This is a genomic window from Glycomyces niveus (assembly GCF_017592475.1).
Lineage (GTDB): Bacteria > Actinomycetota > Actinomycetes > Mycobacteriales > Micromonosporaceae > Glycomyces > Glycomyces niveus.
Genome location: NZ_JAGFNP010000005.1, coordinates 284,379 through 307,141 on the forward strand (window position 1 = coordinate 284,379; position 22,763 = coordinate 307,141).

The 22,763-nt window shown below is 71.2% G+C and carries 20 protein-coding genes and 1 tRNA gene; 9 read left to right on the top strand and 12 right to left on the bottom strand.

The genetic code is table 11. The annotated features are described in order from the left end of the window. Positions 1-33 precede the first annotated feature (33 nt). Positions 34-966, bottom strand: coding sequence for a carbohydrate kinase family protein (locus J5V16_RS11895; RefSeq protein WP_208496487.1), 933 nt, complete (start codon positions 964-966; stop codon positions 34-36). Positions 967-1,051: 85 nt separating this feature from the next. Continuing rightward, positions 1,052-2,164 (bottom strand): hypothetical protein, encoded by a 1,113-nt coding sequence (locus tag J5V16_RS11900; protein WP_208496488.1) that lies wholly within the window; start codon positions 2,162-2,164, stop codon positions 1,052-1,054. Between the two features lie 281 nt (positions 2,165-2,445). On the opposite strand from J5V16_RS11900, the gene J5V16_RS11905 reads away from it, so the two are divergent. After that, complete coding sequence (locus J5V16_RS11905; RefSeq protein WP_208496489.1) at positions 2,446-3,687, top strand: ABC transporter substrate-binding protein; 1,242 nt, start codon at positions 2,446-2,448, stop codon at positions 3,685-3,687. A 73-nt stretch (positions 3,688-3,760) separates the two neighbouring features. On the opposite strand, the gene J5V16_RS11910 is transcribed toward J5V16_RS11905, so the two are convergent. From J5V16_RS11910 to J5V16_RS11925, 4 genes are read right to left on the bottom strand one after another with little or no spacing between them, the layout of a single operon-like run. Further along, a complete protein-coding gene (locus J5V16_RS11910) occupies positions 3,761-4,597 on the bottom strand; it encodes an ABC transporter ATP-binding protein (RefSeq protein WP_208496490.1) in 837 nt (278 codons plus the stop codon). 8 nt (positions 4,598-4,605) lie between these two features. After that, on the bottom strand, positions 4,606-5,508 hold the full coding sequence (locus J5V16_RS11915) for an ABC transporter ATP-binding protein (protein WP_208496491.1): 903 nt from the start codon (positions 5,506-5,508) through the stop codon (positions 4,606-4,608). Then, positions 5,498-6,541, bottom strand: a complete 1,044-nt coding sequence (locus tag J5V16_RS11920; protein WP_208496492.1) for a branched-chain amino acid ABC transporter permease — start codon at positions 6,539-6,541, stop codon at positions 5,498-5,500. Before J5V16_RS11920 ends, J5V16_RS11915 begins: the two co-directional genes overlap by 11 nt. 9 nt (positions 6,542-6,550) lie before the next feature. Then, on the bottom strand, positions 6,551-7,933 hold the full coding sequence (locus J5V16_RS11925; RefSeq protein ID WP_208496493.1) for a branched-chain amino acid ABC transporter permease: 1,383 nt from the start codon (positions 7,931-7,933) through the stop codon (positions 6,551-6,553). Between the two features lie 312 nt (positions 7,934-8,245). On the opposite strand from J5V16_RS11925, the gene J5V16_RS11930 reads away from it, so the two are divergent. Next, a tRNA-Ile gene (locus J5V16_RS11930) sits at positions 8,246-8,319 on the top strand. Between the two features lie 83 nt (positions 8,320-8,402). On the opposite strand, the gene J5V16_RS11935 is transcribed toward J5V16_RS11930, so the two are convergent. Next, the gene (locus J5V16_RS11935) at positions 8,403-9,146 is read right to left on the bottom strand and encodes an SDR family NAD(P)-dependent oxidoreductase (RefSeq protein ID WP_208496494.1); all 744 of its coding nucleotides are present in this window, start codon (positions 9,144-9,146) and stop codon (positions 8,403-8,405) included. 102 nt (positions 9,147-9,248) lie between these two features. Between J5V16_RS11935 and J5V16_RS11940 the strand changes: the two genes are divergently transcribed. Both J5V16_RS11940 and J5V16_RS11945 read left to right on the top strand, forming a co-directional pair. Then, positions 9,249-10,097: a helix-turn-helix transcriptional regulator gene (locus J5V16_RS11940; RefSeq protein ID WP_208496495.1), complete on the top strand. Its 849-nt coding sequence runs from the start codon at positions 9,249-9,251 to the stop codon at positions 10,095-10,097. A gap of 190 nt (positions 10,098-10,287) precedes the next feature. Continuing rightward, positions 10,288-11,487: an MFS transporter gene (locus J5V16_RS11945; RefSeq protein WP_208496496.1), complete on the top strand. Its 1,200-nt coding sequence runs from the start codon at positions 10,288-10,290 to the stop codon at positions 11,485-11,487. A 228-nt stretch (positions 11,488-11,715) separates the two neighbouring features. Here the strand turns inward: J5V16_RS11945 and J5V16_RS11950 are convergent, their stop codons facing one another. Further along, complete coding sequence (locus J5V16_RS11950; protein WP_208496497.1) at positions 11,716-12,696, bottom strand: zinc-binding dehydrogenase; 981 nt, start codon at positions 12,694-12,696, stop codon at positions 11,716-11,718. A gap of 130 nt (positions 12,697-12,826) precedes the next feature. Further along, positions 12,827-15,874 (bottom strand): AfsR/SARP family transcriptional regulator, encoded by a 3,048-nt coding sequence (locus tag J5V16_RS11955; protein WP_208496498.1) that lies wholly within the window; start codon positions 15,872-15,874, stop codon positions 12,827-12,829. A 202-nt stretch (positions 15,875-16,076) separates the two neighbouring features. On the opposite strand from J5V16_RS11955, the gene J5V16_RS11960 reads away from it, so the two are divergent. Continuing rightward, positions 16,077-16,892 carry a putative hydro-lyase gene (locus tag J5V16_RS11960; protein ID WP_208496499.1) on the top strand — a complete coding sequence of 272 codons (816 nt, stop codon included), beginning with the start codon at positions 16,077-16,079 and terminating at the stop codon, positions 16,890-16,892. Here J5V16_RS11960 and J5V16_RS11965 read toward each other — a convergent pair. Then, on the bottom strand, positions 16,889-17,623 hold the full coding sequence (locus J5V16_RS11965; protein WP_208496500.1) for a winged helix-turn-helix transcriptional regulator: 735 nt from the start codon (positions 17,621-17,623) through the stop codon (positions 16,889-16,891). The genes J5V16_RS11960 and J5V16_RS11965 overlap by 4 nt on opposite strands. Positions 17,624-17,783: 160 nt before the next feature. Between J5V16_RS11965 and J5V16_RS11970 the strand changes: the two genes are divergently transcribed. The 3 genes from J5V16_RS11970 (at position 17,784) to J5V16_RS11980 (ending at position 19,185) form a co-directional block, all read left to right on the top strand. After that, complete coding sequence (locus tag J5V16_RS11970; protein ID WP_208496501.1) at positions 17,784-18,395, top strand: carbonic anhydrase; 612 nt, start codon at positions 17,784-17,786, stop codon at positions 18,393-18,395. 26 nt (positions 18,396-18,421) lie between these two features. After that, a complete protein-coding gene (locus J5V16_RS11975; protein WP_208496502.1) occupies positions 18,422-18,712 on the top strand; it encodes a 4a-hydroxytetrahydrobiopterin dehydratase in 291 nt (96 codons plus the stop codon). Between the two features lie 125 nt (positions 18,713-18,837). After that, positions 18,838-19,185 carry a hypothetical protein gene (locus J5V16_RS11980; RefSeq protein WP_208496503.1) on the top strand — a complete coding sequence of 116 codons (348 nt, stop codon included), beginning with the start codon at positions 18,838-18,840 and terminating at the stop codon, positions 19,183-19,185. On the opposite strand, the gene J5V16_RS11985 is transcribed toward J5V16_RS11980, so the two are convergent. Beyond that, complete coding sequence (locus tag J5V16_RS11985) at positions 19,182-20,429, bottom strand: pyridoxal phosphate-dependent aminotransferase (protein ID WP_208496504.1); 1,248 nt, start codon at positions 20,427-20,429, stop codon at positions 19,182-19,184. The genes J5V16_RS11980 and J5V16_RS11985 overlap by 4 nt on opposite strands. Before the next feature lie 101 nt (positions 20,430-20,530). Here J5V16_RS11985 and J5V16_RS11990 point away from each other — a divergent pair, with 101 nt between their 5' ends. Then, on the top strand, positions 20,531-21,451 hold the full coding sequence (locus tag J5V16_RS11990; RefSeq protein WP_208496505.1) for a LysR family transcriptional regulator: 921 nt from the start codon (positions 20,531-20,533) through the stop codon (positions 21,449-21,451). A gap of 9 nt (positions 21,452-21,460) precedes the next feature. On the opposite strand, the gene J5V16_RS11995 is transcribed toward J5V16_RS11990, so the two are convergent. Beyond that, positions 21,461-22,738 (bottom strand): YibE/F family protein, encoded by a 1,278-nt coding sequence (locus J5V16_RS11995; protein WP_208496506.1) that lies wholly within the window; start codon positions 22,736-22,738, stop codon positions 21,461-21,463. Positions 22,739-22,763: the final 25 nt, after the last annotated feature.

The window sequence follows — 22,763 nt, forward strand, 5'->3', positions numbered from 1 at the left end:
GGCCGGCCCCGGCCTCGCGCCGGGGCTGGTCGTCTACTTCCGGAGCGCCGCAAGGCTTTCGGTCATCAGCGCCTCCGTGATGAGCGCCGTGCTCGTGCCCTTCGAGCGGCACGCGTACGCGCCCGCGACGCGGCCCGCGTCGAGGGCCGCCGCGAGGTCGCCGCCCTGGGCCCGCGCCCACAGCAGGCCCGAGACGAACGCGTCGCCCGCGCCGTTCGAGTCCACCGGCGCCCAGTCGGCCCAGGCCGGCACCGCCGCGCCGAGTTCGGCGACGGGGTCGATCGCGTCGTAGTGCGCGAGGGCGCCGCCTCGCTCGAGGACGTACCCGCCGTGCTCGCCGTCGGTCGCGATCACGACCGAGGCCCGGCCGTTGTCGACGATCCAGCGCATGGCCTTCTCGGGGTCACCGCCGAGCTTGGTGGCCGAGAGGGTCACGAGGTCGGATCGGAGGGCGAAGGCCTTCTGGTGCTCGGCCTCGCCGTCCCAGCCGTGCAGGTCGGTCGAGACCGTGACGCCTTCGGGGATCGCGGTGAGCACGTCGCGGGTGTGGTTCGGGATCGAGACGTGGACGTGCCTGGCCTCGGCGACGTGCGGGCCGAAGAACTCGGCGGGCATGCGCAGGTCGGCGTCGTGGCGGTAGTCGTAGAAGGAGTACCGGCGCCCGCCCGCGTCGACGAGGTTGACCGAGCGCGAGGTCCCGTTGGGGGAGATGAGATGGCGGAAGTCGAGGCCGTGCCGCTCGTAGTGGCGCAGGATCAGCCTGCCCTGCTCGTCGTCGCCGATGTAGTCGATGAAGCGGGTGGCGAGCCCGAGGTGGAGGCAGCCGAGCGCGACCCCGTTGCCGGTGTGCGCCACGTAGTCGTAGATCGGTTCCACGCCGAGCGAGTCGCCGTCGCCGATCGCGATCTCGGGGACGCGCACGATGGTGTCGACGCCGACGCCGCCGACGACCAGGATGTCGAGCATGTGATTCCTTTGCAAGAAATTGCAGGATACAGTGGAAATGATTGCAGGCATCGACCTTAAGTCGACGCCCGCCATCGGTCAAGCCCTATCCAACCTTGACCCGCCCCCGCCGGATCGCATAGGCGAGCACCGCCGCGCCGAGCGCCGGGCCCCACAGCCAGAACGGGAAGCTCAGCATGCCCATCACCGGGTCGCCGTTGCGGATGCCCAAGGCCGCCATGGGCACCGCCATGAAGGTGAACATCGCGGCCATGATCGAGCCGGGCACGATCGCGACCATCGGCGGCACCGGGCGGCCCTTGAAGGCGAACATCCAGAACGGCCACCGCTCGCCCCACTGCTGGGTGAGGCCGAGGCAGAGCAGGCCGCCGCCCAGCGCGGCGGTGCCGAGGAGCAGGCCCCAGATCCGGATCTCGAGCGGGAACGCCGCGTCGTCGTCGATCGGGCCGCCCACGTAGGGCCAGGGGGTCAGCCAGGTCAGCCGCTGCAGGCCGTAGGGGAGGGCGCACGCGAACGCGGTCCAGCTCGCGATCCGGCCCCACTTCGCGGCGCGCTCCGGGGCGGCCCAGGCCGGAGCGGGTTCGCCGTCGCCGCGGGTCAGCACCAGGTGCAGCGTCAGCGCGGCCCAGATCGCGGCGCCTGCGACCGTCCAGATCTGGGTGAAGAAGTAGCCGCTCATCCCGGCCATGGTCCGGCCGAGCTTCGCCGCGAACGAGCCGACCGCGGCGTAGTCGACCACGCCGGTGACGCCGAGGCCGACCAGGACCGCGGCGATGGCCGCGGCGGTGACGAGGCGGGCGGCCGCACCGCGCGCCAGGACCACCGGCACCGTCACGGCCCCGATCGGGATGAGGAACGCGCACAGGTACCCGGCGAGTGAGATCGGCGAGATCGTGGTCAGCAGCAGCCCGAACACCGCGGCGTAGAGCGCGGTGAGCGGCCACAGCCGCGGCTTCGCCCGGGCGACGAGGAGCCCGCCGAGCCCGGCCGCGAGGAGCGCGCTCGGCGCGAGCCAGTCGGGGACCGCCGCGGGGAGGGGGATCGTGGGGTCGAACAGGTCGTGCGAGTACGGGCCGCTCTCGGGGTCGAGGAGCTGCCACAGGCCGATCGGGAAGGCCAGGAGCGACCACAGGAACGCGGCTAGTACGGTCGCGCGGGCGAGGCGGGTGGGCCGCTGGAGCGGCAGTTGCGTTGTCATGCCTACAGATTCGCGAATTCCGGGGTCCGCTCCCTCCCGCGCGCGGGCGAACCGCCTCCCCCGCGAGGGGGAACCGCGCGGGGGAGGGCGACCCCGGGCCGCAACACGGCCGACCTGCGATTGCAATACCTGTTCGAGAAGGTCACGGACTCATCACAAACAGGACCGGGTGTGGTCACGACCTCTGCCATCGCCTCCACTACCGGCATAGTGTGTAACTCGGATCACGCAAACCTCCATATCTATGCCGCGTGACCTCTCGAACGAAACTAGGAGCATTCATGTCTCGCTTTCCCCGAGCACTGCTGGCGGTCGCCACAGCGGGTATCACTGCGCTCTCGCTCACCGCGTGCGGCGAAGACTCCGATTCCGGTGGTACCGACTGCGAAAGCGACGCCCTGAAGGTCGGCACGATCCTGCCCCAGACCGGCTCGCTGGCCTTCCTCGGCCCGCCCGAGTTCGCCGGCGTCGACCTGGCCATCAAGGAGATCAACGAGGCCGGAGGCGTGCTCGGCTGCGACGCCGAGGTCTACCACCAGGACTCAGGCGACACCACCTCGCCCATCGCCAGCGAGTCGGCCGACGCCCTCATCCGCCAGGGCGTCCACACCGTCATCGGCGCCGCCTCCTCCAGCGTGTCGCTCAGCTTCATCGACAAGCTCTACCAGGAGGGGATCGTCCAGATCTCCCCGGCGAACACCTCGCCGGAGTTCACCACGTACCCCAACGGCGACTACTACTTCCGCACCGCGCCTTCGGACGTGCTCCAGGGCCGCGTCCTCGCCGACCAGATCATCGCCGACGGCCACGAGAAGATCGTGATCCTGGCGCTGCAGGACTCCTACGGCACCGGCCTGGCCGAGTCCGTGTCGACGAACTTCACCGACTTCGGCGGTGAAGTCCTCGACACCATCGTGTACGACCCGGCCGCGACCGAGTTCTCGGCCGAGGCCGGCCGCGTGGCCGACGCCGGCGCCGACGCCGTCGTCCTCATCACCTTCAACGAGATCGTGAACCTCGCCCCGGCCCTCGCCGAGGAGGGCATGAGCGCCCAGGACCTCGGCTGGTACTTCGTCGACGGCAACCTCTCCAACTACGGCGACCAGTTCCCGGCCGGCTTCCTCGAGGGCGCCAAGGGCACCTACCCGGGTGCCGACACCGCCGGCATCCAGGACCGCCTGCTCGAAGTGGACCCGGAGCTGACCGACTTCACGTACGGCCCCGAGTCCTACGACGCCACCGTGCTCGCCGCGCTCGCCGCGATCCAGGGCGGCAAGGTCGACTCCGACACGATCAAGGACAACCTGATCGACGTCAGCCGCGGCGGCACGAAGTGCAACGGCTTCACCGAATGCGCCGAGCTCCTGGAGAACGACGAGGACATCGACTACGAGGGCTACTCCGGCCCCATCGAGTTCTCGGCTGAAGGCGACGTCTCCGCCGCGACCATCGGCATCTACCAGTACCAGGCCGACAACACCTTCATCAACCTCGAGTACAAGTTCGGCAGCCTCGAGGGCTAGTCGAAAGCTCCGCTCGAAACGGCGATGCCCCTCCGGACCACAGGACCGGAGGGGCATCGCCTTTATCCGTGTTCTAGCGAGCCTTCCCGAGCGTGCCCAGGTACAGCTCGACCACCTTCGGATCGTCGATGAGGCTCGCGCCGGGACCGGTGTAGGCGCTCCGGCCCTGGTCCAGCACATAGCCTCTGTCGCAGATCTGGAGGCATCGCCGGGCGTTCTGCTCGACCATGACCACCGTGACACCCGTCTGGTTGATCTGCTTGGTGTTGAAGAAGACCTCGTCCTGCATCGCCGGGGACAGGCCCGCCGACGGCTCGTCCAGCAGCAGCACCGACGGCTCCATCATGAGCGCCCGGCCCATCGCCACCATCTGCCGCTCGCCGCCCGACAGGGACCCGGCCCGCTGTGCGCGCCGCTCCCCGAGGATCGGGAACAGGTCCGTCACGAACCCGAACCGCTCCCGAAAGGCCTTCGGACGCAAGAATACGCCCATCTCCAGGTTCTCCTCGACAGTGAGCGCCGAGAACACGTTGTTCGTCTGCGGCACGAAGCCCACGCCGAGCGGCACCAGCTGGTGCGCCTTCTTGTTCGTGATGTCCTGTCCGCGCAGGGTCACCTTGCCGGAGGTGATCCCCACCAGGCCGAACATCGCCTTCAGCAGCGTCGACTTCCCGGCCCCGTTCGGGCCGATGATCCCCACCAGCTCGCCCTCGTTCGCGTACAGGTCGGTGCCGTTGAGGATCGACACGCCCGGCAGGTACCCGGCCTCCACCTCGTCGGCGCGCAGCAGCGCGTCCTGCGAGGCCGCCAGGTGCCCCTCCCGGGAGCACACCTCGGTGTCCGACTCCTGCGCCTCGTCCAGGGGCGCCCCCGTGGGGCCGATCCCCGCCGCGGTCTCGTTGTCGCTCATGTCGTCTCCTAATGCTGAGCCGCGTCGTGGTGGGCGCCCAGATACGCGTCGATGACCCGCCGGTCGGCCGAGATCTGGTCCGGCGTGCCCTCGGTGATCAACTGCCCGGCCGCCATCACCGCCACCCAGTCCGCGATCTCGTGCACCATGTCCATGTCGTGCTCGACGAACAGGACCGTCATCCCGTCCTCGCGCAGGTCCTTGATGTGCTCCAGCAGCGACTGCTTCAGCGCCGGGTTCACCCCGGCCATCGGCTCGTCGAGCATGACCATCTTCGGATCGAGCATGAGCGCCCGCGCCATCTCGAGCAGCTTGCGCTGGCCGCCGGAGAGCTCCCCGGCGTAGTCGTCGCGCTTGCGGTCGAGCTTGAACCGCTCCAGCAGCTCCATGGCCTTGGCCCGGTTCGCGGCCTCCTGCGCCTTCCACAGGGGCGGGACGAGCCCGGCCCAGAAGCGCTCGCCGATCTGGTTGCCGGCGCCGATGAGCATGTTGTCCATGACCGTCATGCGGGTGAGCGCCTTCGTCAGCTGGAACGTGCGGACCATGCCCGCCCGCGCCACCTGGTAGGAGCGCATCCGGTCGGCGCGGCGGCCGTCGAACACCCACTCGCCCCGGCTCGGCCGGTCGAAACCGGTGAGCAGGTTGAAGAACGTGGTCTTGCCCGCGCCGTTCGGCCCGATGAGGGCGGTGATGGTGCCCCGCTGGACCTCCAGGTGCGCGACGTCGACGGCGACGAGGCCGCCGAAGGCGCGGCGCACGCCGGTGGCGTTGAGGATCGGGTCCTGCTTGGGCGCACCGGGTTCGGGCGGCACGTCCGCGAGGGACGCGCGCGCCGCCGAGATCCCGGCCCTGACGGGCGCCGCCTCCGCGGGCGCCGTCGCCTCGGTCTCCGGCTGGGTGTCATCGGACATCGAGCATCAGCTCCCTTCGATTGCCGAGGATGCCCTGCGGCCGGAAGATCAGCAGCAGCACCATGCCGAGGCCGAGCAGGAAGAACACGAGCGGCCCCACCTGCGTCTGGTTGATGGCCCCGGAGGGGATCAGGCCCGAGGTGATGGCCTGGCTCAGCCCCTGCGAGAAGATGTTGTACAGGAACCAGAACAGCGCCGCGCCGAGCACGGGCCCGAAGATGCGGGCCGCGCCGCCGAGGATGAGGACCACGTAGAAGTAGAACGTGAAGTCCGTCGAGAACGTGTCGGGCTGGACGTTCGCGCGGCTCAGCGCGAACACGAACCCGGCCACCGCGCCGATGATGCCGCCGATGACCAGCGCCTGCATCTTGTACGCGAACACGTTCTTGCCGAGGCTGCGCACGGCCTCCTCGTCCTCGCGGATGCCCTTGAGGACCCGGCCCCACGGGCTGTGGACGAGCAGGGCCAGGACGACGCAGAAGAACGCCACCAGCACCCAGCCGATCAGCATGATCCACAGGTCGCGGTGGGAGTACTGGAGGTCGAACAGCCCGAAGTCGACGGTGAGGCGGCCGCTCTCCATGGAGACGAACCCGAACGTCCAGGTCGCGTCCTCCGGGACCGGGTTCAGCGCGAAGAACGGGTCGGAGAACCCGCGCATGCCGTCCGAGCCGCCGGTGTGCTCCGACCAGACCGTCGCGCGGAAGAGCCGCCGCACGATCTCGGCCGCCGCGATCGTGACGATCGCGAGGTAGTCGGCGCGCAGCCGCAGCGTCGGGATGCCCATGAGCAGGGCCAGCACCACCGCGCAGGCGAGCCCGACGAGGATGCCCCACCAGAACGGCAGCCCGAAGGCCACCACCGCAAGCGCGAGGCCGTACGCCCCGACCGCGGCGAACGCGGCCTGGCCGAAGTTCAGCAGGCCCGTGTAGCCGAACTGGAGGTTGAGGCCGATGGCGCCGAGCGCGTACACGAGCATGGTCGGCCCGATGGCCTGCGTGAGCGCCTGGCTGAAGACGAAGTGCCAATCCATTTCGCTCTCCTAGCCGATTCGCTCGCGACGGCCCAGGATGCCCTGCGGCCGGGTGAGCATGATGATGATGAGGACCGCCAGCGCGCCGACGTACTTCAGCTCGGGGGCGATCACCAGCGTCGACAGCTGCACGAACACGCCGATGAGCATGGCGCCGACGAACGCGCCGAACGCGGTGCCGAGCCCGCCGAGGACGACCGCGGCGAACACCATGAGGAGCAGGTGCTGGCCCATGTCGAACTTGATGCCGTCGCTGATGCCCAGGAACACGCCGGACATGGCCGCGAGGCCGCCGCCGATCGTCCACACCAGGCGCACGACCTGGTTCACGTCGATGCCGGTGGAGGCCGCGAGCGAGGGGTTGTCGGCGACCGCGCGGGTGGCCTTGCCGAGCCGCGTGTAGACGAGGGCGATGCCGACCGCGATGCAGACGACGAGCGCGATCGAGCCGGTCACGACCTCCTTCGGGGTGACGACGAGCCAGCCGAAGTCCCAGGGCTTCTGGCCGACGAACTCGTCGTAGCGCTGGCGTTCGCCGCCGACGAAGAACAGGGTCACGTTGCGGATGAGCAGGGCGACGCCGATCGAGATGATCATCATCGAGACGAGGCCGGTGCCGCGCTTGCGCAGCCGCGACCACAGGCCCCAGTCCTGGACCCAGCCGAAGGCGGCGCCGAGGATGACGGCGGCGATCGCCGCGATCCACACGGGCACGCCGAAGGTGAGGTTGAACAGCAGGGCCATGACCGCGCCGAAGGTGACGAGGTCGCCGTGGGCGAAGTTGGTGAGGCCGGTCGTGCCGAACACCATGGAGAGGCCGACGGCGGCCAGGGCGATCATGAGGCCGAAGTGGAGCCCGGAGACGAGGAGGCTGACGGCGCGGGTGGCGCCGCCCTCGTCCTCGATCTCGGCGAGGTTCTCGCCGTTCTCGGCCGTGTCGGCCTCGGAGCTCGACTCGCCGTCGCCGGGGGCCTCCTCGGTCGCGTCGCCGCCGGAGGAGGGCTCGTCCCCGCCGGGGGAGCCGCCGACCACCTGAACGTCGAGCGGGAACAGGACGGTCCGGTCGGAGCTGATGCTGACTTCGAGCGAGGGCTTGCCGTTGCGCACGACCAGGCCGTCGGGGAGCGTGGACTCGTCGAGGGTGACGACGTAGTCCCCGCCCGCTTCGAGCGGGACGGCCCACGTGCCGTCCTCGCCGCTCTGGACCGTGGCGATCTCGGTGCCGGCGGCGTCGGTGACGGTGATCGAGACACCCGCGACCGGTTCGTCCTGCTGGTTCTCCAGGGTGCCGTGGACGCCGAAGGCGTCCTGGGCGGTGGCGCTGCTGTTCACCCCCAGCCCCAGCAACAGGCCGGCGAACGCAGCCGACAGCAACAACACTGCACGTCTCAATGGGCCCCCTCGGGAGGTTTGGGCGTCGGAACCCGCGCATCGTGGATTGTTCGAGAAACACGAAACGACGGGAGTGAGTCGGATCTTATGGAGAGCTGGCCCACAAACGCAGGTGTCGTTATCGAACCGTTGCAAATGTGGCTCAGATGTTACCGGCGAGCACCTCCGTGACGCCCGACCGTTCCTTACGTCCATTGCCGCCGCATTCGGGCCCGATGAAGTCCTCGCGACGTTCCTGTGCCCCGCCCGCGCCCGCCGCGTTCCCCTCCGGACACCGACCGGCCACGCGGTGTGAGAGGATATTGCCCGCTCGGGGCAGTAGCTCAGCTGGTTAGAGCAGGGGACTCATAATCCCTGGGTCGCGGGTTCAAGTCCTGCCTGCCCTACGGCGACGAAGGCCCCGCGCTCGGCGGGGCCTTCCTCCTTGTTCAATCCTTCTCCGCGCCGTCGATTCCGGCGGCCGCCGCTGCTACCAGGGGACGACCTCGTCGTCGAAGTACTCGATGCCCTCCTGGAAGAACCCGCCGTTCGGGCCGTCCGGTCCGATGAGGGCGAGGTTGACGGCCGCGACCGCGGCGTCCTCGGGGCGGCGGGTGCCCTGGTTGTCGTTCAGGTCGGTGCGGGTGTAGCCCGGCGTCATCGCGTTGATCTTGATCCCGGTGGGCTCCAGCTCCTTCGACCAGGAGACGGTCAGCATGTTGAGCGCCGACTTGGACGCGCCGTACGCGCCGACCTGCATCCCCGAGAACGGGTAGTCGCCGGTCATGAAGCCCAGCGAGCCGACCTCGCTGGAGACGTTCACGATCCGCCCCGCCTCGGCCCGGCGGATCAGCGGCAGGAATGCGTTCGTCACCGAGACGACCCCGATGACGTTGGTCTCGAACACCTTCCGGGCGGTGGCGACGGTGAGCTCGCTGGTGTTCCAGTCCCCGTCGGCCAGGGCGATCCCGGCGTTGTTGACGAGCACGTCGAGGCTGCCGAACTCGTCTTCGACGCGCTTGGCGGCCGCAGCGACCACGGCCTCGTCGGTGACGTCGAGGTGGAGGAAGCGGGCGTCGAGCCTTTCGGCGCGGAGCTCGGCGGCCGCGGCCTCGCCGCGCTCCTCCGAGCGGGCCCCCACGAGGACGGTGAAGCCCTTGCGGCCGAGTCCGCGGGCGATTTCGATGCCGATGCCTTTGTTGGCGCCGGTGATGACGGCGATGTTCTTGGTCATGGCACGAGCCTGCGCGCGATTCCCTGCCTTGCAAAGAGGACCGTTTATGGTGGTACCGCCGGTGCCTGTCTCTCGCGCCTGAACCGGGGCAGTATGGACGGCATGGACCGCACCGAGCTCGCCTCCTTCCTCAAGACCCGCCGCGCCGCGATCCGGCCCGGCGACGCCGGCCTGCCGGAGGGGCCGCGGCGGCGCACCCCGGGGCTGCGCCGCCAGGAGGTCGCGCAGCTCGCGGGCATCTCGGTCGAGTACTACATCCGGCTCGAGCAGGCGCGGGGCCCGAAGCCCTCGAAGCAGGTGCTCGGCGCGCTCGCGCGGGCGCTCATGCTCGACCGGGACCAGCGCGCGCACCTGTTCCTCCTCGCCGACGAGCTGCCCGAATCGGAATCCAGCCGCGAGATCCCGCCGACCATCCGGAACCTCCTCGACGGCCTGCGCGACTACCCGGCCTACGCGATCGACGCCTGCTACGACATGCTCGCGTGGAACGCCTCCGCGGACCGGCTCATGGGGTACCTCAGCCACCTGGAGCCCGAACAGCGGAACCTGCTGCGCACCAACTTCCTTGGCCGGTACGCGTCCCAGCTGCTCGCCGACCCGCAGTCGCTGGCGTTCCTGCAGGACTGCGTCGCCGACCTGCGGGCCTCGCTGGCGCGCAGCCCGAAGGACGTGAAGCTGCGGGCGCTGGTGGACGAGCTGCTGCGGGGCAGCCCGGAGTTCGGGGTGATGTGGGCCGACCACCGCGTGGCGGTGCGGCGGGTGCAGCGCAAGAGCGTGGTCCACCACGAGTTCGGGCCGATGGAGTGGGACTGCCAGGTCCTGGAGGTGCCGGGGACGGCGCTCCGGCTGGTCATGTATGTGCCGCAACCGGATTCGCCGACCTCGGCGGCGTTCGCCCGGCTGCTGGAGCGGGCGCCGGTCACACTCGAGGCGCCCGTGCGCCGTCCTTGACCCGCCCGGCGACGGACATCACGCTCGGATTTCACCGCAAAGGCTTTTACTCCGATGGCGAGTGTATTTATGATTGGTGCGGAGGCGCGAGCCTCCCGCTCTTGACAGCGACCGGTACGGCAAGGAAGCAGCCGGTGACAGCCTCAGCGTTCTCACCCTCCCCACTCTTTCCTTCCGGAGCTGCTTTCCCATGCGCATGCCTCTGTTCGCCATGTCCATCGGCGCGTTCGGCATCGGTACCGCCGAGTTCGTCATCATGGGCATCCTGCCCCAGGTGGCCGCCTCCTCGGGCGTCTCGCTCGCCGAAGCCGGCCTCGCCGTCTCGGCCTACGCGATCGGCGTCGTCCTCGGCGCCCCGCTCCTCACGGTCGCCACCACCCGCGTGCCCCGCAAGCCGCTGCTCATCGCCCTGATGGCCTGGTTCGCGGTCGCCAACCTCGTCACCGCCCTGGCCCCCGACTTCGGGACCCTGCTCGCCTCCCGGTTCTTCGCCGGGCTCCCGCACGGCGCGTTCTTCGGCGCGGCCGCGGTGGTCGGCGCGAGCCTGGTCTCCTACGAGCGGCGCGCCCGCGCGATCTCGGGGATCATGTCCGGCCTGACCGTGGCCACGATCATCGGCGTTCCCGTGAGCGCCCTGCTCATCGGCCAGTTCTCCTGGCGCTGGATCTTCGCCGCCGTCGCCGCGCTCGGCCTGGTGGCCGCCGCCGCGATCTGGGCGACCGTGCCCGACACCCGCGGTGTCATCGTGCCCACCAAGGCCGCCGACGAGATCCGCGCGATCCGCTCCAAGCGCGTCCTGCTCCCGCTCGTCACGGGCGCGGTGGGCTTCGGCGGCATGTTCGCGGCCTACACCTACCTGACGCCGATCCTCGAAGAGGTCACCGGCCTCGGCACGGTCGCCGTCGCGATCACCCTCGCGGTGTTCGGCCTCGGCCTGACGGCCGGCAACATCGTCGGCGGCCAGGTCGCCGACCGAGCCCCGATCCAGGGCCTGTTCGCCTCGTTCACCACCATCGCCGCAGTGCTGCTGATGATGTACTTCACGATGGCGAACCCGGTCCTGGCGATCGCCGGGGTGTTCCTGATGGCGCTCTCGTCGTCGCTGGTCGGCCCGATCATGCAGCGGCTGCTGCTGGACGGCGCCCACGCCGCCCCGTCGCTCGCCTCCTCCCTGCACCACGCGGCCTTCAACCTCGCCAACGCGAACGGCGCCTGGCTCGGCGGCCTGGCCCTCTCGGCCGGCCTCAGCCTCACCGCGCCGATCCTCGTCGGCGTCGGCCTGGCCCTCGCCGGCCTCGCCCTCTCGGTCCCGCTCGCCCGAGCCCACACCGAGGCCGAAGCGATGATCCCGGCCCACCTGACCACGGCCGAACTCGCCCGCGCCTCCTAACGACACGGGCCTCCGAATCGAGGCCCGAACACCGCCGCCCCGGCCGACCGCCGGGGCGGCGGTGCCGTCTCCGATGCCGCGTGCCGCGGCTGCGGCGGCGGCCTCGCGACCGCCGCCGAACCGCCCGAGCGCTCCCGCGGCGGGTTGCGTCGCCGCGTCGCGCATCGAGTTGCTCGCTTCGCGCTGGCGGCCGCCGCTTCGCAGCAGCCGGCACGCGTCCGCTTCGCGCTAGGGGACCAGGACCACCTTGCCCGTCGTGCCCCGGTTCTCAAGGGCGCGATGGGCTTCCGCCGCCTCGCTGAGTTTGAAGGTGTGGACCGCCGGGCGCAGGCGTCCCGCTGCCAGCTCGGCCAGGGATCGCTCTTCCAGCGCTCGCAGGCCGCCCAGCTTCGCGAGGAGCTTCGGCCCCAGGGCGCCGGAGACCGTGAGGCCGCGGCCCACGATGTCCTCGACCGTCGCTTCCGTGGCCTTGCCCGCCGACCAGCCGAAGACCACCATGCGGCCGCCGAAGCCGAGGCGGTCGAAGGCCGCGCGGCCGGTGTCGCCGCCGACCGAGTCGAACAGCAGCGTCGCCTCGCGGCCCTCCAAAGCCTTGTCCAGCACCGAGGTCCAGTCCGCCGCCTTGTAGTCGATCGCCGCGTCGGCCCCGTTCGCCGCGACCTGCCGCACCTTGTCCGGCCCGCCCGCGAGGCCGACCACGTACGCGCCCGCGTTCTTCGCGGCCTGCACCAGCAGCGTGCCGATCCCGCCGGCCGCGGCCGGGACGATCACCACGTCTTCAGCCGTCACCGGGCCGACCGACAGGACCATGAGCGCGGTCCGGCCGGTGCCGATCATCGCGATCGCCTCCGGGAACCCGGCGCCCTCGGGGATCTCGTGCACGTTCTCGACCTCGCGCACCGCCTTCTCGGCGTACCCGGCGGAAGCGAAGCCCAAGTGGGCGACCACGCGCTTGCCGATCCAGGACGCGTCAACGCCCTCGCCGACCGCGTCGACGATCCCGGCCGCTTCGCGGCCCGGGATCATCGGCAGCGGCGGCAGCGGGTACGGGCCGTTCTTGTCGCCGCTGCGGAAGGTCGTGTCGAGCAGGTGGACGCCGGCGGCGCGGGTGTCGATGCGCACCTGGCCGGGGCCCGGCTCGGGGTCGGCGACCTCCTCGTACACCAGGACTTCAGGGCCGCCGAATTCGTGCTGCCGGATCGCGTGCATGTCATCCCTCGCTGTCGTTTCAGATGCCGCCGCCGTTCTCGCCGCCGCATCGGTGGGTGTTGATGCAACTGTAGGAACGCGCCGACTGGCCCTGCATCTGTCGACCGACTTAACCTGCCCCTGCAGAACGTCACGGGTTCGGGGAGCCCGGGTCGAGACCCAGCGCGTTCAGCAGGGTCCGGGCCTCGTCGCGGCACCGGTCGGCCCGGTCGGCGCGGCCGGCCGCCTGGTAGGCGTTGGCGAGGGCGAGCAGGCTGCGGGCCTGGCGCAGCGGGTCGGGCATGGCCGCGAACACGTCGCACGCCTGGCGGCCCATGCGGATCGCCCGCCCCAGATCGCCCTCGGCGGTGTGCAGCTTGCACATCACCCGCGCCCGCACCGCGAGCGATTCCGAGGTCTCGTAACGGTCCAGGTGCGCCACCCGCGCCAGCGTGTCCCGCACCTGCTCGAACTGCTCGGTGTCCACGTACAGGTCCGCCAGCCAGTACGTGTAGATCAACTGGTGGCGCCAGTTGTTGAACTGCTCGACCAGCTCGAGGCTGCGCAGCAGCGCCGCCTCCGCGCGCGGGTGGTCCTCGTCCGCGCGGTGGACCGCGAACTGCCGGAAGTAGAGCCGCGACCGGTAGTACTTCGACGGATGGTCGCGCAGCATCTCCGCGATCTCCCGGCTCAAAGCCTCGGCGGCGCTGATGCGGCCCTGGTCGACGTACAGCTCCGAGAGCGACAGCAGCGGGTACACCGTCGTCGGCCCGTCGTCGGCGGCCGCGTCGAGGTCGCGGGCCTTCAGCAGCAGCGCCTCGGCCTCGGCGAAGATCCCCATGCGCCGCAACACGGTGCCGAGCGAGGTCAGCACCTCCACCCGCACGGCCCGGTTCCCCGACCGCTCGGCCGCGATCACCGCCTCCCGCAGCAGCGACACCGCCTCCCGGTACCGGCCCAGCTGCGTCAGCGTCGTCGCGAGGTCGTTGCGGGCCTTGCCCGTCGCGTCCCCGTGCGGCGTCAACCGCAGGTACTCGAGGGTCTTCTCCGCGTACGCCTTCGACTTGTGGAGGTCGCCCGAAGCGAACGCCACCGCGTCCGCGAGCGCGTACGCCCGCACCGCGTCCATCGGCTCGTCCGAGCGCGTCCCCGTCTCGATGCCCAGCTCGGCCACATGCGCGAGCTCGGGCAGCTCGTAGAGCGAGTCGGAGAGCGCGCGCCGGTTCGCGGCGTCGTCGCGGTAGCCCGCGTCGGCGAACGCGATGAGCCGGGAGAGCAGCCGCGAGACGTGCGGGTGGCCGTTCCATTCGAGGAAGGTCGCCACGATGTTGCGGTACTCCAGCACCGGCAGTCGCGTCGAGCCCTTCGCGTACCAGGCCACGGCCTGCTCCCGGAGCCGCTGCAGCGCGGCCGGGTCGAACGCGGACTCGGCCTTGCGCCGCGCGTACTCGCGCACCAGGTCGTGGAAGCGGTAGCGGCCCGGCCGGTACTCGTCGATGCGGTGGGCGGCCACCAGGTTCGCCAGGAGCCGTTCGGCCGCTTCGGGTTCCCACGTCACCAGGGCGCACGCCAGGCCCTTCGAGAAGTCCGTGCCCGGCAGGTACGCGAGGTTGAGGTACAGCAGCTCCTCCTCGGGCTCGAGCGCCTGGTAGGAGAGGTCGAACGCCGCCGCCACCGTGGTGGTCGGGTCGCCCTCGACCGCGAGCCGCGAGAGCCGGTCGCGCCCGGCCAGCGCCGCGGCGGTCTCCGCCAAGGTGGTGCCGGGCTGCGCGTCGAGGTTGGTGCCGACGATCCGCAGCGCCAGCGGCAGGCCCCCGCACAGCTCCGCGACCCGTTGGGCCGCATCGGTTTCGCGCTCGACCCGGTCGCCGCCGACGAGGCTCTCGAGGAGGCGCACGGACTCGCCGCCGTCGAGCGCGCCCACCGTGATCTGCCGGATGTCGTGGGCCGCAGCGAGATCGGGGAGCCGCCCGCGGCTGGTGACGACCGCGACGCACCCGGCCGTGGCGGGCAGCAGCGGCAGCACCTGCGCCGAGTTCCGGGCGTTGTCGAGGATGAGCAGCGTCCGCGTGTCCGCCAGGCGCGAGCGCAGCAGCGCGGCCGCCTCGTCGAGGTCCGAGGGGATCGCCTCGGTCGGCACCCGCAGCGCCCGCAGGAACCCGGCCAGGGCGTCCAGCGGTGCCAGTGACGGCGTGCGGTCGAACCCGCGCAGGTTCACGTACAGCTGCCCGTCCGGGAACCGCTCGCGCACCCGGTGCGCCCAGTGCAGCGCGAGCGTGGTCTTCCCCGAACCACCGATCCCCGAGAGCACCGCGACCTGCGGCCCCGGCCCGAGGAGCCGGTCGAGGACGTCGAGTTCCCCTGCCCTGCCAGTGAAGTGGATACTGTCGGAGGGCAGCTGCGCGGGTGCCGGCAGCGCCACGCGCGCCTTCGGCGCCCCGGTCCGCGCCGCGGCCCGGAGGGACGAGTCGTCGCGCAGGATCGCGGTGTGCAGCTCCTTCAGACGCTGCCCGGGGTCGATGCCGAGCTCTTCGGCGAGCTGGCGGCGGATCGACTCGTACACGTCGAGCGCTTCGGCGGGCCGGTCCTCGCGGTAGAGCGCGGTCATGAGCAGCTCGGCCGTGTGCTGCCGGTACGGATGCGCCTCGAGCACGCGCCGCAGGTCGCCCACCACCGGAACGCCGGTGGCGAGCCCGAGTTCGAGTTCGGCGCGGCTCTCCTCGGCGGCGGCGCGCTCCTCGTCCCAGCGCCGCGCGCCCGCCTCGATGACGCGGCCGCCGAACCCGGCCAGGGTCGGCCCCCGCCACAGGTCGAGGGCCTCGCGCAGACTGCCCAGGGCCGCTTCGGGTTCGGAGGCGGCCTCCTGCTCGCGGGCGATCCGCACGGCCCGCTGGAACCGCAGCGAGTCGAGCTTCTCGGGCCGCACCCGCAGCCGGTAGCCCTCGCCGACGGTCTCGATCTCGCTCGTGCCGGTGGGCAGCAGGATGCCGCGGGCGCTGGCGACCGTGTTCTGGATCTGCCGCTTCGCGGTCGCGGGCGGCAGCTCCTCCCATATGGCGTCGACGAGCTTCGGCAGGGGCACCACGTGCCCGGCCTCCAGGAGCAGCACGGCGAGCAGCCGCGGCAGGACCCGCCCGGGCAGCGCCACGGGCAGGCCCTCCCAGGTCAGCTGCAGAGGCCCGAGGATGCCGAAGTCCACGGTCCACCTCCCGGGGAGTCGAGGTGCGGCCGTAAGCGCGGGGAACGACTCCAGTCTATGGGCATTCGATGATCGTTTGGGAACGGTTGCAAGGGGTTTGCGCACCGTGACTATGCAGCTACCGGTTTGTGTCTCATGAACGACTCGTGAAGGTCTTGACGCCGCCGCCGCGAAGCTCGACGTATCGAGCGAAGGAGGAGCGATGTTCACGAGACAGCGTCCCGAGTCCCAGACCAGGCCCCAAGAGGCCCGCGCCCGGTTCCGCGCCGGGCTGGTCGCCACGACGAGCGGATGGTCGCACGGGTACGTGCAGGCCAACCTGGTGGCCGTCCCGGCCCAGCACGCGATCGCCTTGCGTCGCTTCGCGGTGCGCAACCCGCGGGCCTGCCCGCTGCTGGACGTGGTGGGGCCCGGCCGGTTCTGGACCGACCTGGCCTTCGGCGCCGACCTGCGCCGCGACCTCCCGGCCTACCGGGTGTGGAGCAAGGGCGAGCTGGTCGCCGAGCGCACCGACGTCGCCGACTTGTGGGGCGGCGACCTGGTGACGCTCCTGACCGGCTGCACCTTCACGTTCGAGCCGTTCCTGGAGCGCGCGGGCATCCCCCTGCGCCACCTCGAGCAGGGCGTCAACGTCCCCATGTACCGGACCAACCTGAAAGCCCTGGGCGCCAGGCGGTTCCGCGGCCCCGTGGTGGTCTCCATGCGGCCCATGCCGGCCCGGATGGCCGACCACGCGGCGGCGATCACCGCCGACATGCCCTACGCGCACGGCGCCCCCGTCCACATCGGGCGGCCGTCCGCGATCGGCATCCGCGACCTCGGCAAGCCCGACTTCGGCGACCCGGTGCGGCTGCGCGAAGACGACGTGCCGGTGTTCTGGGCCTGCGGTGTGACGCTTCAGGAAGCGGTGGTCAAGGCCAAGCTGCCGTTCGCGATCACGCACGCGCCCGGGCACATGCTCATCACCGACCGGCGCGCGAAGATCAACGGCACCGGCGAGATACGCGTCATCCGCTAGACCGCTCCCGGCGTCGCCCCCGCCGACGCCGGAGCGGGCTCCGGGAGCCGGAACAGCCCCAGGAACCGCTCGGCCATCGCCTGGTCGCCCTGGACGGTGACGCGGCCGGCGTGCAGCGAGACGTCGAGGCTGCGGCCGCCGAGCGTGAGCCGCTTCAGCGTCTCCGCGTCCGTGCGGATCACCGCGTGCGGGTGCTCGGGCCGCCCCGGCGCGAGGAGCAGCTGCGCGTCGATGACCTCGGCGATGAACGGCCGGTCGTCGACCCACAGCTCGAACGCCGCGTCGAAGCCGCGCGCGGCCACGGGCATGAACAGCGAGCGCATGGAGAGGATGAGCGCGTCAGCGCCCATCGGCGCGTCGAGCGGGATCGCGGCCGAGCGCGCGCCCCAGCGCAGCAGGAACACGATCACCGGCTCCAGGTCCCGACCCCACTCGGTGAGCTCGTACACCTTGGACGCGGCGGGCGGCGGCAGGCGGCGTTTGGAGACCACGCCGTGCGATTCGAGTTCGCGCAGCCGCTGCGACAGGACGTTCGCGCTGGCGCCGTGGAGGCCCGCGCGAAGGTCGGTGAAGCGCTTGGGGCCGAGGAGCAGTTCGCGGACGATGAGGAGCGACCAGCGCTCGCCGACGAGGTCGAGCGCATGGGCGGCCGGGCAGCCGTCGCCGTAGGTGCGCACGGTTCCACCTTCAATCCGAACAGGGGGAGAGGAGAGACCGCAGGTGAATCCCATTGCGGTAGTCAGTATCAAGCTTAAAGTCCCGTAAGGCGAAGGTCTAGTCCTGGTTAATGACCAACAGATCTCGAAACGGTAACGTGCGCTCTGTAAAAGGTGCGTGTCCTGCGGCCGGTCCCGCTTGCGCCGGGACGGATCCTGCGGCACCATTCAGGGCGTGCCAGAACTGACCGCCTCCTCGCTGATGGAGCACCACCAGGCCGCCAGTACGCTCGCCGCCCTCATCGAAGGCAACGGCCGATTCGTCGCCGGCGAGCCGCGGTACAAGCGCGACATCGTCGCGGCCCGCGAGGCCGCGCCCAGCCAGACGCCCAGCGCCGCGGTGTTCACCTGCATCGACTCCCGCGTCACCGCCGAGAGCGTCTTCGACTGCGACTTCGGGCAGCTGCTCGTGGTCCGCACGGCCGGGCACGTCCCCGACCGGGCCGCGGTCGGCTCCCTCGAGTTCGGCGCCGCCGAGCTCGGCGTCTCCCTCGTAGTGGTCCTCGGCCACGAGCGGTGCGGCGCGATCAACGCGGCCCTGCACGCGGTCGAGGACGACTCCCACGACCCGCGCACCGACTACCTCGTCGAACAGCTGTGGCAGCCCGCCTCGCAGGCCTGGACCGAGACGAAGGACCCCGAGGAGGCCGCGTCCCGCGCGCTGCGCCTCCAGGTGCGCCGCACCGTCGCCGACCTGAGCCGCCGGGAGAACCTCGACGGTGTCATGGTGGTCGGCGCGGTCTACGACCTGGACACGGGCAAAGTAAGCCTCATCGACGAGAACTGATCGCGACGAGCTGTCAGAATCGGGGTATGAGCGACCAACCCTTGACCGAGGCCGAGATCGAGCTCGCGCTGTCGGAACTCCCCGGCTGGAGCCACGTCGGCGACCGCCTGGAGCAGACCTGGACCTTCGACGGGCACCTCCGGGCCCTCGCCGCGGCCACCGCCGTCGGCTTCCTCAACGAGCAGCGCGGCCACCACGCCGACCTCACGATCAACTACAACAAGCTCCGCGTCTCCGCGACCACCCATTCCGCCGGGAACAAAGTCTCCGCCAAGGACACCGACCTCGCGCGGGCGGTCAGCGACCTCCTGGACTAGTGCGGGAGTGGCTGCTGCGCATCCCTGATGCGCATGCGTCCGCGATGCTTACGACCTGCGAAAACGGGGCACACCCCCGGCCTTCGTCTCTGCGAAGATGAAGTGAGCACAGTGGGAGCATCGCCATGGACGCATTTGCCGCCCGGCCCTCCGGGACCGACAAGCGCATCGTCCTCGACCGACTCGCCAGGGCCCGGCGCAAGGGCGTGATCGACGCCGCGGAGTACCGTCTGCGGCGGCGGCTGGCCGCGAGGGCCGACAGCGTCGCCGACCTCCAGACGCTCCTGCTGGACGTCGGCGACGACGAGCTCGGCCGGGACCACTGGCGGTACGGCCGCTGGCGCGGACCGGTCAGGGACGGCCGCGAACTCGAGATCCAGCGCTTCGTCGGAGCGCTGCTGCTCTTGGCCGCGGTCGTCCTGGTGATCGTCTGCGTGGCGGTCGCGATCGCGGCCTACGAGCACTTCTACTAGGAGACGAGGGCCTTCAGCTTCTCGCGCAGGCGCTCCAGGTGCTCGCCGATCCAGGGCATCGCCAAAGGGTCGTCCGAGAGCAGCGCCGCCAGGCGCTCGGAGTCGGAGTCGCCGTAGATCCCGGTGACCGCGACGCGGATCGTCAGCGCCGCCGGGTCGTCCCCGAACGCTTCACCGGCGATGACCACGATCCCGAACTCGTCCAGCAGGACCCGGGCGAGGTCGGCGCTCGTGCGCACCCCCCACCGCTCGGCGAGCACCGCGCGCAGCGGTCCGAACTCGGGCCACACGTAGAAGCCGCCCTGCGGGACCCGCACCTCGCAGCCGACGCCCGCGAAGACCTCGGCCACAGCGGTCGCCACCGCGCCGTGCAGGCGGCGGGCCATGGCGACCCGGTCGACGAGCTCGGCCGGGTCGGACCAGGCGTACGCGGCGGCGTGCTGCATCGGCAGCGGCGCGGAGGACCACAGCTCGGAGGCGATGCCCCGCACCGTCTCCCGCAGCTCGCGGCCCCGATCGGAGTCGGGGAACCGGGCCGCGCCGATGCGCCAGCCGCCGAGCGCGTAGTTCTTCGACAGCGCGGTGGTCGTGACCGTCCGCTCGGGCGCCCACCGGCTGGGGGAGGGGAAGTCCCCGGGCTGGAACACGAGGTCGCGGTAGATCTCGTCGGCCACGATGACCAGGTCGAGCTCGCGCGCCGCCGCGCACAGCGCCCGCACCGACGCCTCGGAGGCGAGTCGGCCGGTCGGGTTGTCCGGCAGCGTGACCACGACGAGCCGCGGGTCCCGGCCCGCCGCGCGCGCCTCGAGCACCGCCGCCGTCATGAGCGCCGCGTCGGGCACGCCGCCCTCGCCGTGCGGCACCGGCACCCGGACCGGCTCGCGGCCGAGCAGCTGCGACTGCGCCGCGTAGGACACCCACGCGGGCTGGGGGAGGACGACGTCGCCGCCGACCGCGTGCTGCAGCGCGAACAGCAGCGGTTTGGAGCCGGGCCCGAGGAGCACCTGGCCGGCCTCCGTCGGGTTGCCGCGGCGGGTCCAGTACCCGGCGGCGGCCCCGCGGGCCTCCTCGGTGCCGGCGACCGGCCCGTAGGCGATCCTCCCGGCGGCCTGCGCGAGGCGCTGGCTCAGCAACGGGTGCACCGGGATCCCGGCTTCACCGAAGCCGAGCGCGAGCACCTCCTGCCCGGCGGCGCGGCGAGCGGCGATGGCTTCGTTGGCGGCGAGGGTGGCGGAGACGGTCACGGGTGGCTCCTTGTTGGATGGTCGAGCAACGTGGACCAATCTCCTCCGCCCGGAGCATCATCGCAAGTATTTCTACCTTTCGCCGAGGGTAAGATTTCCTTATGCTCGACGTGCGCCGCCTGCGGCTTCTCTACGAATTCGCGGCCCATGGATCGATAACCGCCACTGCCGCGGCGACCGGCCAGACCGCCTCCGCGGTCTCCCAGCAGCTGGCCGCCCTGGAGAAGGAGACCGGCGTCTCGCTCCTCGAACGGACCGCCCGCTCCGCGCAGCTGACCGACGCCGGACGCCGCCTCGTGGCCCACACCGCCCACATCCTCGAGGCCATCGACGCCGCCGAGACCGACCTCGCCGCCGAGTCCGCCGAACCCCGCGGGCGCGTCACCGTCGCCGCGTTCCCCACCGTCGCCGTCGCCCTCGCCGGCCCCATCGTGCGCCGCCTCCGCCGCTACCCCGAGCTCCAGATGGTCCTGCTCCAGCAGCACACCGTCTCCGAGTCCCTGGCGCGCGTCCGCTCCGGCGAGATAGACCTGGCCCTCATCGACGACTGGTCGGGCCAGCGCCGCCCGCCCACCGCGGGCCCGCTCACCTTCCACCACCTCGTGAACGACCCGCTCGTGGCCGTCCTGCCCGTACGGCACCCCTTGGCGGACAAGGAGGTCCTGTCCGCGCACGAACTCGCGGGGGAGTCCTGGATCGCCTCCCCGGAGGGCGAGCCCTCGCGGATGGCGCTGGCGCGGCTGTGGCGGGCCGAGGGCATCAGCGCGCCCGTCTCCGAGTTCGAGGGGCTCGACACGATCCTCACCCTCGTCGCCAAGGGCCTCGGGGTGACGGTCGCGCCGTGGATGGCCGCGGCCGAACGCAAGGACGTGGCCGTGCGGAAGGTCGCCGAGGACCTGCCGGGCCGGGAGGTCTACGTGGTCCACCGGACGGCCTCCACGGGCCGCCCGGCGGTGATGACGGTCCTCCAGGCCCTGCACCAGTCGGCCAAGAAGCTCATGGCCGCCGCAGAGCGCTTCTAAGAGGCGCAGTCAACGCAGATGTGAAGGCGGGTAGGGCGACTCGCCCTCGTCCCACGTCCCGGCGGCCTCCGGCTTGGGCCGCGGCGCCTCCTTGGGGGCCTTCGGCTCCTTCGGCTTCGGCTGCCAGCGCGCCAGGTACGCGGCCAGCCAGGTCGTGATCGGCACGGCCGCGATGAGCCCGAGCGTGCCCGCGACGGACCGCACGATCTCGGTGGCGATGATCTGGCTCGTGAGCACCTGCTCCAGCGGCCGGTTCGCCGCGGCGATGAGCACCAGCAGCGGCAGCGACGCGCCCGCGTAGGCGAGCACGAGCGTGTTCACCACCGAGGTCAGGTGGTCGCGCCCGACCCGCATCCCCGACTTGAACAGCCGCGCCGGACCCCACTTCGGGTTCGCCTTCGCGACCTCGTCCACCGTGGCGGCCTGGGAGACCGTCACGTCGTCGATCACGCCGAGCGCGCCGATGAGGATGCCCGCCAGGAGCAGGCCCGACATGTCGATCGGGTACTGCATGGCGAGGTTCGTGGTGTTCTCGTCCAGGACCCCGTTGAGCTTCGTGAGGTTCACGGCCGCCTCGGCGAGCAGCACCGTCACGATGAGCGACGCGAGCGTCCCCACCACCGCCACGGTGGTCGTCCGGTTCCAGCCGTGTCCCAAGTAGAGCGAGACGAGCATGATCGCGGCCGAGCCGACGACCGCGACGAGGATCGGCGAGGACCCGTCGAGGATCGCCGGGACCATGAACAGCAGCACCACCGCGAACGTGAGCGCGAGGCTCACCAGCGACCGCACGCCCTTCCAGCGCCCGAACGCGACCACCGCGAGGGCGAACGCGATCGCGAGCGCCCACAGCGCGCTCGACCGGTCGTGGTCGATGATGTGGTACTGCTGGCCCGAGACCGAGTCGGGCGTGTAGATGAGGATGACGTCGTCACCGACCTCGACCACGGGTGCCCCTGGGCCGCTGGGGATGTCGACGATCGCCTCCTCGTCGGCGTGCTCCCCGGTGAGGAGATGCACGACGACGTCGCCGCACACCGTCACCTGCAGCTGCTCGTTGAGCTCCGCGTCGGCCTCGTCGCATTCGGTCTCGTTGATCGCGATGACGTGGCCGTCGACCTCGGTCCCGTACGCTTCGATGCTCGAGGCGTCCTCGACCCCCGTGGGCCACAGCAGGATCAGCCCCAGGACGGTCGCGACCGCAGCAGGGACCAGGATCCACAGCGCGGCGCGCGGGACGGCGTCGTTCGGAATCGTGTGGCTGTGCTTCAGCGAGTCCTGGTTCACGAACGTGAGCTTACGATCCCGCGCC